The sequence below is a fragment of the Undibacterium sp. JH2W genome (assembly GCF_049340425.1).
GTDB lineage: Bacteria > Pseudomonadota > Gammaproteobacteria > Burkholderiales > Burkholderiaceae_D > Undibacterium.
In genome coordinates this window covers 116,951-130,129 of sequence record NZ_JBMPOT010000004.1, presented here as the reverse complement: position 1 = coordinate 130,129, position 13,179 = coordinate 116,951, and the positions used below count along the sequence as shown (strand labels likewise).

General features: G+C 50.2%; 13 protein-coding genes. 2 read left to right on the top strand and 11 right to left on the bottom strand.

Features of this window, described 5'->3' with window-relative positions:
- Window positions 1–20 precede the first annotated feature (20 nt).
- The 9 genes from ACO0LC_RS06985 to ACO0LC_RS06945 all read right to left on the bottom strand — a co-directional run bounded on the left by ACO0LC_RS06985 (window position 21) and on the right by ACO0LC_RS06945 (window position 8,914).
- Window positions 21–260, bottom strand: coding sequence for a PP0621 family protein (locus ACO0LC_RS06985; RefSeq protein ID WP_423001931.1), 240 nt, complete (start codon window positions 258–260; stop codon window positions 21–23).
- A complete protein-coding gene (locus ACO0LC_RS06980) occupies window positions 257–1,066 on the bottom strand; it encodes a cytochrome C assembly family protein (RefSeq protein ID WP_423001930.1) in 810 nt (269 codons plus the stop codon). The genes ACO0LC_RS06985 and ACO0LC_RS06980 overlap by 4 nt, the downstream gene beginning before the upstream one ends.
- Window positions 1,067–1,136: 70 nt before the next feature.
- Window positions 1,137–2,495 carry a sigma-54-dependent transcriptional regulator gene (locus ACO0LC_RS06975; RefSeq protein ID WP_423001929.1) on the bottom strand — a complete coding sequence of 453 codons (1,359 nt, stop codon included), beginning with the start codon at window positions 2,493–2,495 and terminating at the stop codon, window positions 1,137–1,139.
- A 20-nt stretch (window positions 2,496–2,515) separates the two neighbouring features.
- Entirely contained in the window at window positions 2,516–4,366 is a 1,851-nt protein-coding gene (locus tag ACO0LC_RS06970) for a sensor histidine kinase (protein ID WP_423001928.1), read from the bottom strand.
- Window positions 4,367–4,372: 6 nt separating this feature from the next.
- Window positions 4,373–4,834: a cache domain-containing protein gene (locus ACO0LC_RS06965; protein WP_423001927.1), complete on the bottom strand. Its 462-nt coding sequence runs from the start codon at window positions 4,832–4,834 to the stop codon at window positions 4,373–4,375.
- Window positions 4,835–4,886: 52 nt separating this feature from the next.
- A complete protein-coding gene (locus ACO0LC_RS06960; protein WP_423001926.1) occupies window positions 4,887–5,684 on the bottom strand; it encodes an ABC transporter ATP-binding protein in 798 nt (265 codons plus the stop codon).
- 1 nt (window position 5,685) lies between these two features.
- Window positions 5,686–6,483 (bottom strand): ABC transporter permease, encoded by a 798-nt coding sequence (locus ACO0LC_RS06955; protein ID WP_423002137.1) that lies wholly within the window; start codon window positions 6,481–6,483, stop codon window positions 5,686–5,688.
- A 114-nt stretch (window positions 6,484–6,597) separates the two neighbouring features.
- Window positions 6,598–7,569 (bottom strand): ABC transporter substrate-binding protein, encoded by a 972-nt coding sequence (locus ACO0LC_RS06950; protein WP_423001925.1) that lies wholly within the window; start codon window positions 7,567–7,569, stop codon window positions 6,598–6,600.
- 196 nt (window positions 7,570–7,765) lie between these two features.
- Window positions 7,766–8,914 carry an ABC transporter substrate-binding protein gene (locus ACO0LC_RS06945; protein ID WP_423001924.1) on the bottom strand — a complete coding sequence of 383 codons (1,149 nt, stop codon included), beginning with the start codon at window positions 8,912–8,914 and terminating at the stop codon, window positions 7,766–7,768.
- 425 nt (window positions 8,915–9,339) lie between these two features.
- On the opposite strand from ACO0LC_RS06945, the gene ffh reads away from it, so the two are divergent.
- Both ffh and ACO0LC_RS06935 read left to right on the top strand, forming a co-directional pair.
- Window positions 9,340–10,707, top strand: coding sequence for a signal recognition particle protein (gene ffh / locus ACO0LC_RS06940; RefSeq protein ID WP_423001923.1), 1,368 nt, complete (start codon window positions 9,340–9,342; stop codon window positions 10,705–10,707).
- A gap of 278 nt (window positions 10,708–10,985) precedes the next feature.
- Window positions 10,986–11,393, top strand: a complete 408-nt coding sequence (locus ACO0LC_RS06935; protein WP_423001922.1) for an SWIB/MDM2 domain-containing protein — start codon at window positions 10,986–10,988, stop codon at window positions 11,391–11,393.
- 147 nt (window positions 11,394–11,540) lie between these two features.
- On the opposite strand, the gene ACO0LC_RS06930 is transcribed toward ACO0LC_RS06935, so the two are convergent.
- Together ACO0LC_RS06930 and ACO0LC_RS06925 are read right to left on the bottom strand one after the other, a co-directional pair.
- Window positions 11,541–12,095, bottom strand: a complete 555-nt coding sequence (locus ACO0LC_RS06930) for a hypothetical protein (protein ID WP_423001921.1) — start codon at window positions 12,093–12,095, stop codon at window positions 11,541–11,543.
- Between the two features lie 340 nt (window positions 12,096–12,435).
- Window positions 12,436–13,116 (bottom strand): hypothetical protein, encoded by a 681-nt coding sequence (locus tag ACO0LC_RS06925; RefSeq protein WP_423001920.1) that lies wholly within the window; start codon window positions 13,114–13,116, stop codon window positions 12,436–12,438.
- Between the last annotated feature and the right edge of the window lie 63 nt (window positions 13,117–13,179).

The window sequence follows — 13,179 nt, the reverse complement described above, 5'->3', positions numbered from 1 at the left end:
ATCCTGTTTGGCACATAGCTTTACGCAAGCTCAGCATGTTCTTTACTGCAATACACTTGCTCGCCACGATGCACAGCTTCCGATGCCGGCAAATAAATCTGGCAATGTGCACAACACACCATGGATTCTGCTGCCCCTGATTGCGGTCCCTGAGGCGCATCAGACTCGGCACGCCCTGAAGATGCTGCTGGAGGCTGGATTTTTTTCTTCAGGGCCAGAATAATCAACAAAGCCAGGCCCAGCCAGAACAATATCCTCATGTCAGGCTCCTGTGTAACAAGACTTCCAGGACGAAGCGGCTACCAACATAGGCCAGCAACAAGGTGATGAAACCGGAGAGCGTGAAGCTCAAGACCGTTTTGCCGCGCCAGCCACGCCAGTAACGCCCTGTTAGCAAGATGGCAAACAAGAGCCAGGACAAGAGGGACAATAAAGTCTTGTGGTCCCATTTGAAGGCAACGCCCAGTACCTGCTCAGAAAATATCACACCCGACAAGACCGTCAGTGTCAACAAGACAAAGCCTAACGCCACGAAGCGGAACAGGATTTTCTCCATGGTCAGCAATGCAGGCAGCCTGTCTATCAAGGTATTGAGCCATAGTGTTTTTTGCGAGGCACGCAATTGATGTAGATGTTTGTCCTGCACCGTCATGACGACGGCATGGAAAGCCGCAATGGTCAGGGTGCTATAGGCCAGCATGGCGATCACCACATGCCAGGGAAACATCGCCGTTTTACCAGCCAGGGCAATCAGGCTCCCCGGAAAGAAGCCGGGCAATACTGCCATCAAGGCGGCGTTTGGCATGAGTAGCAAACGCAAGCCATCGAGAGCTGCATTACGATTTTCCAGCCAGCAGACAAAAACGGACACCCATAAGGCAGCCGACAACATGACAGCAAACCCCACCCGGATCGCATACTCAGGAAAAACTGTCAGCCACAGAGCAGCACCATGCGTCAGCCAGGCCAGGGCGCTGACGACATTGATCATGCTCAGCCTGCTTGCTGGCAAGACGATGCTGGATATATATAAGGCAGCGGCAAGAAAGGATAGATAGATTTGCATGGACCAAGTTTACACCATGTCGCATGAAATTTGGATTATGCCCATTCTGCAACCTGGCTCCAGCCTCCAGCTATCCTGTCACTTGATTGATTAAAGACAAAGATTTTTGATATTTCTTGATTTTGTCGTACAGGGTTTTCTTGGGTATGCCAAGCAACTCGGCAGCGGCAGCGACATTATTGCTAGTCTTTTCCAGGGCTGCCTGTATCAGGCTGGCTTCATACACATCCAGCTTCTCGGGCAAGCTGCTGGCGCTGGCATGCTCCACCTCAACGCTTGATAGATAGGGGGAAGCAGCAAACTCAGCTACGCCCAGGACCAGCTGGTCGGCAAAGTTGCGCAGTTCGCGTACATTGCCCTGCCAGTCAGCTTGCATCCACTGCTGCATTTGGGCAGCCGACCACAGCGGCACTGCTTTTTGATAGCGCAGAGCCGCTCTTTGTACAAAATAGGACAACAACAGAGGAATATCTTCGCGCCTTTCATTCAACCTGGGTAAATGGATAGTGATAACACTAAGACGATAATACAGGTCTTCACGGAATTGCCCTTGCGCACTGAGTTTCAACAAGTCTGTCTTGGTGGCGGCAATGATGCGGCAATCCAGAGCGATTAATTGATTACCGCCCAGTCTTTCCAGACTGCGCTCTTGCAAAACCCTGAGCAATTTGATTTGCAGGTTCAGCGGCATACTTTCAATTTCATCAAGAAACACGGTGCCGCCTTGCGCGTATTCGAGTTTGCCTATGCGGCGTTTCTGGGCACTGGTGAAGGCACCTGCCTCATGACCAAAAATCTCGCTCTCAAAAACAGACTCAGGCAAGGCACCACAATTGATGGCAACGAACTCTCCTTTGCGTCCACTGGCCAGATGCAATTGCCGCGCCACCACTTCCTTGCCTGAACCAGTCGCGCCATTGATCAGGACATCGACCTGGGTAGGGCCTATGCCTTGTATGAATTTTCTGACTTTCTCTATCTGTGGGCCTTGCCCTATCAAGTCCGGCGTTGCCGCATGATTCAGCCAGGATAATTTGAGCTTGCGGTTTTCCATGACCAGACGACGCTTTTCCTGCGCCCGCAAACAGGCATCAAGCAGGCGTTCAGCAGCGAAAGGTTTTTCCAGAAAATCATAGGCGCCATTACGCATGGCTTCCACCGCCATGCTGACATCGCCATGACCAGTGATGATAATGACGGGCAGCTCTGCATCCAGGGCTCGCACTTTTTCCAGTACTTCCAGGCCAGACTTGCCGGGCAAGCGTACATCAGTGACGATAATGCCCACATAGTCAGCCTTGATATGCGCCTCTGCCGTTTCAGCCCCCGCACAAGCCAGCACTTCGAAACCACCCAGTTCCAGCGTCTGGGTAGTTGCCAGGCGTACTGCCTGTTCATCCTCTATTAATAATGCCAGCATGTCCGTCATCGTCTTTCCTTACTTCCTTACTATATAGTAGTAGCCAGTAGCAGCGAACTTGCCTGTTCGGCAGCCAGGGGAATAGTGACTGTAAATTCTGCTCCACCTTGCGCACGGTTACTGGCAGTCAAACTGCCATTCATGGCTTGCACGATGGAAGAAGAAATCGCCAATCCCAGGCCCAGGCCATGACCAATTTCCTTGGTGGTAAAAAAGGGTTCAAACAAATGCCTGACCACATGCTCGGGTATGCCGGTGCCACTATCTGTAATGCTGATCCTGGCCATGCCTTGCACATGACTGAGCCTGACATCGACTTCCTTGCTGGGGCTATTCTCGATGGCATCGAGGGCATTGCGTATCAGGTTGATCAAGACCTGCTCTATCCTGACAGTATCACCCAATACTTTGGCTGCTTCATCAATATGGACTTGCAAGCGCGCGCCACGCCTGTCGGTTTCACTGCGCAACAAACTGACGGCAGACCGAATTGCCATTTGCACATCGACCTCGGCAATTGCATTCGGGCTTTTCCTGGCGAAGCCTTTGAGCTGGGCGATGATACTACCCATACGGGCGCTGGCATGGCTGATGTGTTCAAGATTGGCCATTGCCTGCTCGGCTTTGCCACGATTCATGAAGGTAATCGCATTTTCGGCAAAGGCACGTATGGCAGTCAGCGGTTGATTCAATTCATGGGTGATACCCGTCGCCATTTGCCCCAGCATGGCCAGCTTGCCCGCCTGCACCATTTCATTCTGGGTTGATCTGAGCAAGGTCTCGGTCTCTTGCAAGGTCAGATACCTGGCTTCCAGTTCTGTGTTCGCCAGTGTCAGTTGCCGGGTGCGTTCTGCAATATGCAATTCCAGCTCATCGGCTGCCTGCTTCAAGGCCAGCTGTGCCTGCCGCCCCTCTTCCAGCCTGCGGCGACGCTGGTCCAGGACGGCGGCAAAAGCCAGCGCAATCCCCAACATCAAGGCCAGCACCAGGGCCGCTTGCAAACCGGCGCGCACCACCTTACCCTGATCGGGAAATAGCATCAATTGCCATTGCAGGCGGCCTATGGGTCTCTGCAAATACTCTTCATAACCCTGCTTTTCTTTCTCCGGCAATTGTGCAATCGCAGCGATGCTTTTGCCGCCATATTGTAAAGTCGCAGTCAGGTTTTGCTGCACGCCTGAAGACAGTGTTTGCAGGCTATGATATTTCCAGAGGGGACGGTTACTTAAAAATACCACCCCGTGTTTGTCACTGAGTGCGATTGGTTCTTCACTGCTGCGCCAGGCTTGCTCAAATTCATCCAGGCTGATCTTGACCGCGATCACGCCTATGGGTGCCAGCGTGCCACGCTTGCTGCCTGGTGGGTAGACCGGTTGGGAAATAAAATAACCCGGAATGCTGGTGGTATTGCCTATCGCATAAAAATGGCCAGGCCTGGCTTGCTTCAATGCCTCAGAAAAATAGGGGCGAAAGGCGAAATTCTGGCCCAGATAACTTTGCGCGGTATTCCAGTTACTGGCAGCAATCGTATTGCCCTGCATGTCCATGAGATAAATAGCCGCAACCTTGGCTTGTTCAGCCAATTCTTGCAAGCTCAGGTTCAGGGCCTGGGTTTGATTGCCGTCCTGCCCGTGTGCCAGCACTTCAGCAGTCAGTGGTAAATAAGAAATGGCGAAAGGCAGGGTTTCATAACGCTCGAGTACAGACTCTATATCAAGAGCGATGATTTGTAACTGACGCTCACCTGCCTGGCGGTTATTTTCTCTGGCAATTGCAGCGGCGGCAAAGTAAGCTGCTATCACCAACACGATGCTCACCACCGCAATGCCCACCAAAAACAGGCGTCGCTTGCGGGGATAGTCAGTCTGCGGCAAGCTCACAAGCGTTTATTTATAAATACCGCAGTTGATAATAATATCTTCATACTTTTCAAAATACATGGATTTTTGTTCTATCTGTTTAGAGACAGGATTAACGAATTTATAATCCTGCCAGCCTTTGCCCTTGGTTTTGGCGAGTTCCAAACGTTCACGCACAAACAACTTGCCGTCAGCATCTTTCAAATCCAGTAAGTCCTTGCCCTGCATTTTGACATTTGCACCATGAGCGAGGTTCTTGCCATTCATGTCATTGATGGTGATATACAGGTCGCGGTCACGGAAAGGCCCTTGCAAATTATTGATTTCAGCATAAGTTTTTTCTTTGCCTGCCGCCTTGATACTAGCGATCACTTTTTGCACCATGGCAACGGCTTCCGGGGCCGTGCCATGGCTGGCAGTTTGCGCCTGACTGGACGCCCCTAACAAGAATACCAATCCCGATACCACAATTCTGACGAATTTCAGCATGATGTCTCTCCTTATGTTTTTATGGGCACGTCCGGGCTACAAAGCATTTTTTTTAATCTACTGCGGCCATCTTCAACTCATCGTTGTGGTGTCTTTGTTGTTCTTCCATGACCAATTGTCCAAGTTCACGCTTGAGGGTATTGAAGCCAGGATCAGAAGGATCACGCAAGCGTGGCAATTCAACCAGCAAATCTTTTTTCACCGTACCTGGCCGGTAAGTCATGACGATGATACGGTCGGCCAGATAAATTGCCTCTTCTATACTATGTGTCACAAAGATGATGGTTTTCTTCAGCTCTGCCCAGATGCGCAGCAACTCATCCTGCAGATTGCGGCGCGTCAAAGCATCCAGTGCGCCAAAGGGTTCATCCATTAACATGATAGGCGAATCCAGCGCCAATACACGGGCAATTGCAACCCGTTGACGCATGCCGCCTGACAAATCCTTGGGAAAGCGTGCCTTGAAATCACTTAAACCCAGCATGCCCAACAAGCTGGCAACCCTTTGTTGTATTTCTGCTTTGGCCATACCCTTGATTTCCAGACCAAAGGCAATATTCTGCTCGACTGTCATCCAGGGGAAAAGTGCGTACTCCTGGAACACCATGCCGCGGTCTGGGCCGGGGGCGCTAACCTTCTGCCCATTCGCGACGATACTACCGGAAGTTGGTAAAGAAAAACCGGCGACAGCATTCAGCAAGGTCGATTTACCACAGCCCGAAGGGCCGAGCAGGCAAACAAACTGGCCTTCTGGTATCTCCAGATTGATATCGCGCAAGGCCACAACTTCTTTGTCGGCGGTCTTGAAGATTTTATTCACGCCTTGAATTTTGATATGACTATTATTCATTTCAGTTCTCCAATCCACGGTGCCAGCGCAGTAAATAATTATTCAGTTTGTTCATTGCCAGATCTATCGCCAGGCCGAGCATACCTATGCTCATCATGCCTGCAATAATTTTGTCAGACCAAAAATACTCACGTGCTTCCAGAATACGGAAGCCCAGGCCGTTATTGACAGCGATCATTTCTGAAACGATCACCACGATGAAAGCCGTACCTATACCAATGCGTACCCCAGATAAAATATAAGGCACAGCCGCCGGCAACATGACGCGCACAAACATGGTGGTCTGACTGGCACCCAGATTGCGGGCGGCCCTGATATAAATACCATCAACATGGCGAACACCGGCGATGGTATTCATCAGTACCGGGAAAAAGGCGCCTATAGCGATCAGGAAAATGGCTGGTGGATTACCCAAACCAAACCAGAGTATGGATAGGGGAATGTAGGCAATCGGTGGTATAGGGCGCAATACCTGGATCAGCGGATTCATCCAGGCATACATTCTTTGACTGGAACCCATCGCCAAACCGAGAGGTAAAGCCAGACCCGCACCGACCACAAAACCGACCAGCACACGGTACATGCTACCCACGGTGTCACGGATTAACTCGCCAGAAAAGGCCCAGGCTAACCAGCTGGTAGTGGCTGCATCCCTGGCTTCATTAGGGGATGCATACTCTATCCATTTTTTTACGACTGCCAGCGGTGTAGGCAAGACCTGCGGATTGACCCAACCCATGGTGGTGACCACATGCCAGATTGCAATCAGAATAACGGGCACGATCAGCCCCGCGCCCATTTCACGCCATTTAAATTTCATGATTTTTCCTTCAAGAATTGAAGAGCCGGGTAAGCATATTTTGCTCAAAAAAGCAGGCTCACCCTTTGCTCAAGCTAAAGACTTATTTGATGCTTATTTTATGTTGAGACTCTTCTTGGCTTGTTCCAACAGATCGGTTTTTACCCAATCCTTGGCGACCGGCGGCTTGGCCATTTTGCCTACACCATATTTTTGCATCAGATCAGTGGTGATCTGGATATGCTCTGCTGTCACATCATATGAATAAGGTGAATTCTCTATGGCATTAACGAAATCTTCATGACTGACCTGGCCTTTGAACATGTTTTCGCGCACATATTTTTCAGCCAGCTCCTTATTGTCGATAAAGGTCTTGGTGGCTTCGACAAAGCAGCGCATGAATTTCTCCGCTACCGGACGACGTTCTTTGTAGAACTTCTCAGTCATGACCATGGTACGCACCGGTTCGCCTATTGGTGTGTCATAAGGCTTGATAATTTCATTACCAAAGCCCTTGCTGATAGCCTGGGAAGAATAAGGCTCGGACTGCATGATGGCGTCGATATTTTTACCCAATAAAGCCTGGTTCAGGTCAGGAAAACCAAGATAAATGATTTGCACATCCTTGCCAGGCTGGTCTGAATATGTCAGACCGTGTTGTGACAGCTCGGCTGCCAGCAAGATATCCTGGATACCGCCACGGGTGACGCCAACTTTCTTGCCTTTCAAATCCTTAACGCTCTTCATGCCCAGGTCTGCACGTCCCACCAGACGGGCACCACCCTTAGCAAAACCTGCCACCAGATAGATAGGTGTACCACTGGCACGGGCAGAAATCACTGCTTCTGAAGAGACTGCACCGACATCAAGCTCACCAGCGATGACGGCTTGCATGGCATCGAGACCTTTGGCGAATACCCGCTCTTCTACCTTGATGCCACACTTGGGGGCGATTTCCTTGATATAGGATACCGCGCCGTAATGGGCGAATTTCAGATTTCCCAGACGAACGACTTCTTGTGCCTGGGCCACGCTGGCAAACAATCCTGAGCTGATCACAGTGGCAAGCAAAATCTTTTTGAACATCTTAGTCTCCTGGTTTTTGATTTGTTTTTTCCCTACGCGTACTGATTAGCAGATATTGTGCCAGCATGAGAATTTTAGTAAACAATTGATTTCATTCAAGTTTCTATCTGACTTGACTCAAACTGATTGCGAAAACCCGGATTTTGATCAAGCAATTTTTCCGTTTTTTCGCACGGATTGTTTGCGGTTGTCAGGACTAGCGTATGAATTTACCGTCACGCCCTATCATCGTCAAATCGACAAATTCGCTACCACTATGATCGCGCTCGCTATAGGTTACTGTGATGCCGCCCAGGTCAAGCTTGTGCATGGATTCCAGTGCGCGTATCAAGCCATCCCGTGTCAGCCCCTTACCTGCACGCTTCAAACCTTCGACCAGCAATTTAGCGGAAACAAAGCCTTCCATTGCCGCATAAGATGTAGGCACACCATTTTCCTTGGCCATGGTTTTGAATTCCTGTCCCAGCGTGCTTGACACCAGGTGCGGTGCAGGCATGATCTGCGACACCATGATGCCTGTCGCGACCGGCCCCAGGGAATCGATAAAGGATTGCGAGGAATTATTCGACAGCGTCATGATTTGTATAGTACTGCCTTTGGCACGCAAACCGCGAATAATGTCCACGACCGTGGTGGCTGAGCCTATGATGATCAAGGCCTTGGCCGGGGATTTGATGAGTTCATCAACTGTCTTGGGAATGTCCGGTTTTGCCCTGTCGTATTTACTGATCAGGGATGGCTTCAATTTGAAATGACCCATCGCTGTGTTGAAACCATCCAGGCCATCGCCACCAAAGGTATCATCGACGTGGACCAGGGCAATATCTTTCAAGCCTATCGTGGAAAACTGCTCGACAGCTTTTTTGACTTCATCCTGGTACTTGGCCCTGACATTAAATATGTAGCGATTGACCGGACTATGAAATACCGCAGCACCAGTGCTAGGTGCAACCAGCGGCACTTTGTTTGCCAACAGTATGGGCAAAATGGCCTGGGTATGTGGCGTGCCACGACACTGAAACAAGGCAAAGACATGCTCTTTCTTGATTAGTGCTTCGGCATTGCTGGCGGCTGTAGCAGGATCAAATTTATCATCAAGGATGCGCAGCTCTATCTTGCGGCCATTGATACCACCACTTTTATTGATCTGGTTGAAATAAGCTGCCGCTCCGGCATTCATTTCCTTGACGGGGCCAGCAATCTGCCCGGTCAGGCCTACGGTTTGCCCTATTAATATACTATTGTCAGTGACACCCTCTTCTGCCTGGCTATGGCCAGACAAAGTAAGCAGGGTGCACAGGCTGAGTATGCGTGGCAAGCGCCAGGCACGTTGAAGTCGACTCATGATTGTCTCCAGATTATTGAGCGTCTATTTTGAGAATCCGTGACAAAATAAAGCCGACATGGCGGATGACCATGTCATCTTAACTTTGTAACAAGCTCTGGGATAGCACTCTTATTAGCAGACTTCATACCACGCATGAATGAAGGCTGATACACTGGTTTTAGCTGATTTTTTAAGCAAAATATATCCGTAATATCCCTCACATGTCTGAAAATCCGCACGGATATTAAAAATAATTCTGGTTTCCCAGAAATATGAACGTATCTATGGTGCTCAATCTGCGAAATGCCTGAGCCTGCATGCAGCTTCAGGTAAAATGCCTGCTTTTGTTGCTACTGAGTTGTTACTGAGCTGCTACTGCAGCGTATTACAGTCAGCCATGAGCACCGCCCTATTGATTTTTTCTTAAGATTTCCTAAGCAAACATGCTCGATAACCTTACCCAGCGCCTAGCCAAAGTCGTCAAGACCATGCGCGGCGAAGCCCGCCTGACGGAATCCAATACTGCAGAAATGTTGCGTGAAGTGCGCATGGCCTTGCTGGAGGCCGACGTTGCCCTGCCCGCAGTACGCGAACTGATCGCCCGCGTCAAAGAAAAAGCCATGGGTGAAGAAGTTATTTCTTCCCTGACACCAGGCCAGGCCCTGGTGGGCGTGGTACAAAAAGAACTGGCCGCCCTGATGGGTGCCGACCTTGGTGAAGATGCTTCACAACTGAGTTTTAACTGCCAGCCGCCAGCCATTATTTTGATGGCAGGTTTGCAGGGTGCAGGTAAAACTACGACGGTAGGTAAGCTGGCAAAATATCTGAAAGAGCAAAAAAAGAAAAAGGTTTTAACCGTTTCTACCGACGTCTATCGTCCGGCCGCGATAGGCCAGTTGCAGACAGTGACGCAACAGGTAGGCGCTGATTTCTTTCTCTCTTCACCGACCGAAAAGCCGGTGGATATTGCCCTGGCAGCGCTGGATTACGCCAAAAAACATTATCACGATGTGCTGATCGTTGATACTGCCGGTCGCCTGGGTATAGATGAAGCGATGATGCAAGAAATTGCAGCTGTCCACGCTGCCATCAAGCCTATAGAAACCCTGTTCGTGGTCGATGCCATGCTGGGGCAGGATGCGGTCAATACCGCCAAAGCTTTTAATGATGCCCTGCCTTTGACTGGCGTGGTACTGACCAAGCTTGATGGTGATGCGCGTGGCGGTGCTGCCCTGTCAGTACGTCATGTGACTGGCAAACCGATCAAGTTTGTTGGCGTGGCAGAAAAACTTGATGGCCTGGAATCTTTCGATGCCACCCGCATGGCCAATCGTATTCTGGGCATGGGTGATATCCTGGCCCTGGTCGAATCGGCGCAAAAAGGCATGGACGTCGCCGCGGCCCAGGATCTGGCGCACAAAATCAAGGATGGCGGCAAATTCGACATGAATGACTTCAAGATGCAAATTTCGCAGATGAAGAACATGGGTGGACTGTCCAGCCTGATGGATAAATTGCCAGCACAAATGCAGCAAGCAGCCAGCGGCGCCAACATGGACCAGGCTGAAAAGCAAGTCCGCCGGATGGAAGGCATGATCAATTCCATGACGCCACTGGAAAGAACCAAGCCAGAATTGATCAAGGCTTCGCGCAAACGCCGCATCGCCGCTGGTGCTGGCGTACAAATACAAGAAGTCAATCGCATGCTGGCCCAGTTCGAGCAGATGCAATCGATGATGAAGAAATTACGCGGCGGCGGCATGATGAAGATGCTGCGCAGCATGAAGGGAATGATGCCAGGCAAGCGCTGAGTTTCGCTCAATCTGGCTGATTTTCAGCCATCATTGCCTGCGCGTTTCTCCCTATGAAAAAAAGCCGGATAGCAGCCAAAATGGCGCTAATCCGGTATTTTTTTAGGCTTAAATCCAACGACAGGCAAATTCCTGCACTTTTTCACTAAAATCTCGCAAAAAACACTTGCATCCCTGTAAAAACCGCACCACTATTAGCGATGCGTGAAGTGACGCAATGCAGGAGCTTTTCAAAACGATCAAAGCTCCGTCCACGAAATTTGTGAAGGAGGCTATTTATGGCTACAGCACCAAAGAAACCAGCAGCAAAACCAGCAGCTAAACCAGCGGCCAAACCGGCAGCGAAAGCAGCAGCTCCAAAAGCAGCAGCCGCTAAACCGGCAGCAAAAGCAGCAGCTCCTAAAAAAGCCGCAGCAGCTAAACCAGCAGCAGCACGCAAGCCAAATGCAGCATTCATGAAACCTATGACTATCTCTCCAGTTCTGGCAGCGGTCATCGGTACAGCAGCTATTCCACGTACTGAAGTCACTAAAAAAGTATGGGAATACATCAAGAAACACAAACTGCAAGATGAAGAAAACAAACGCAACATCAACGCGGATGACAAGTTGAAAGCCGTCTTCGGTGGCAAGAAACAAGTGTCCATGTTTGAAATGACTAAACTCATTTCCGGCCATCTGTCCTGATTTTTAGGAATAGATTTCCGTAGTTGCTTTGGGAAACTTAAAGGGAAGCAGTTAGTCCCATCCCAAACAAAAATGCCCGCATCGCGCGGGCATTTTTGTTTTTGCTTAACGAATAATCACTACGAATAATCGCTATCAATATGAGCACTACAAATTATCGCAAGTAACCGGCACTGTTGCCAGCTCATTACCGATGATCTCTCCTGGCTTGCGGTGCAAGATGCAGTAAGTGCCATAAGGTGTGATGACTTTAGATACCGGGCGTCCATCCCCCAGAATATGCACTTCATGCTTATAGCTTTCCCGCATGACCGTCGAGGATGACATGACCGCCGCTCCAAACTTGCTCATGGGAGCAGCGGGCGCTTTGGCACTGACGCGATCGCGGTACTCAAAGTCCTTGCCAAGGCTCTTGTATGCGGCTCCCACATCACGATTAATCGGCTTGCCGGCCTGCTGCGACACATCTTCCCTGGGCTCTACCGCTGTGACTGCCGGGACAGGATGCCTTTCAACAACAGGTGCTGTATCGGGCTTGCTGATAGTTGCTGGCGATGATGGAGGGACAGGGGATTTGGTGGGTCTGGTGGGTCTGGTGAGTGTGACAGTGGGTACTGGTGGTGGAGGTAGTGCAGGTTTTATCTGGTCAGGTGGGTTCATGAAAATCAAACTACCAGTCAACAGTTTATTGTCTTCGTTCAAGGGCTTGATCTGCGGCCACAGCATTTACAGGCAGGCATGGAATAAGCAGACGGCAAACAATATCTGCCATTTTGCCCGCTGCATGTCATTGTGATTGTGATTGTGATTGTGATTGTGATTGTGATTGTGATTGTGATTATAAAGTGCCAGCATTGATATCCCTGCTACATCTGAACTATTCACCCGGGAACGATAGTATTGCCAAAGCCGGGCATCTCCTCCCAGCATTGTATCTTGAAACAAAAAGCATATTTTTTATAGCGATTGCTGAAAAGCTGCAATGTGGCTTACCTGAATGAGCAGCTTTCAAGACTTACTTTGCAGGCTGAGTGGTCTGCACTCAGTAACTGCCACAACTGACAGTACGTATGCCTGGTGCCTTGGTCATGTCCCACCCTGGCTTGGCACCTATCACACAATAGGAGCCTAAGGATGTGGTCACCTTGGTTATGGCTGTGCCATCTGGCAAGACAAAATTCTGCATGGTAGTGCCGCGTGGACGTGCTGCTGCAGCGACATTTTTCTCAAAGGCGAGCATGGATGATTTTTCTGGCTTGATATCCGTCAATATGCGATTCGGCATTTCACGCTCCACGTCTTTGACGAGCTTGCTGATGTCGCGCTTTACCTCGTGCTGCACCTCGCCGGCTTGCTCGCGTGCAGACGGTATGCTTGGTACTGCTGGCTCACTGACTGTATCTGCCGCAGGTGGAACAATCTGCGGCGCTGTCTTTGTGTTGACGACAGGGGCTATGCGCTTGTCCAGCACGGTAGCTGGTTTGTCAGGCGCTGGCGTTTTTTCCGCAGGTACGGTTTTTTGCGGCGGTGCAGGTGCTTCCAGCATTTGCACCAGCATTGCCAGCGGTGTCACATGCTCGCTTTTATGCATGCTGATACTGGGCCACAGCAAGATAAACAAGAGATGTGCCAAAGCTACCGTCAGCAGCATCTGCCAGCGTGCACGCAGCAAGCTTAACCAATCTGTGTTGCCAAACTCTGCGCGATAATAGAGTGCCTGCATGGGAACTGGACTTTTCCTGAAAGTAAACGATAACGGCAAGAATAATAGCGGCCCAGTGCGCGA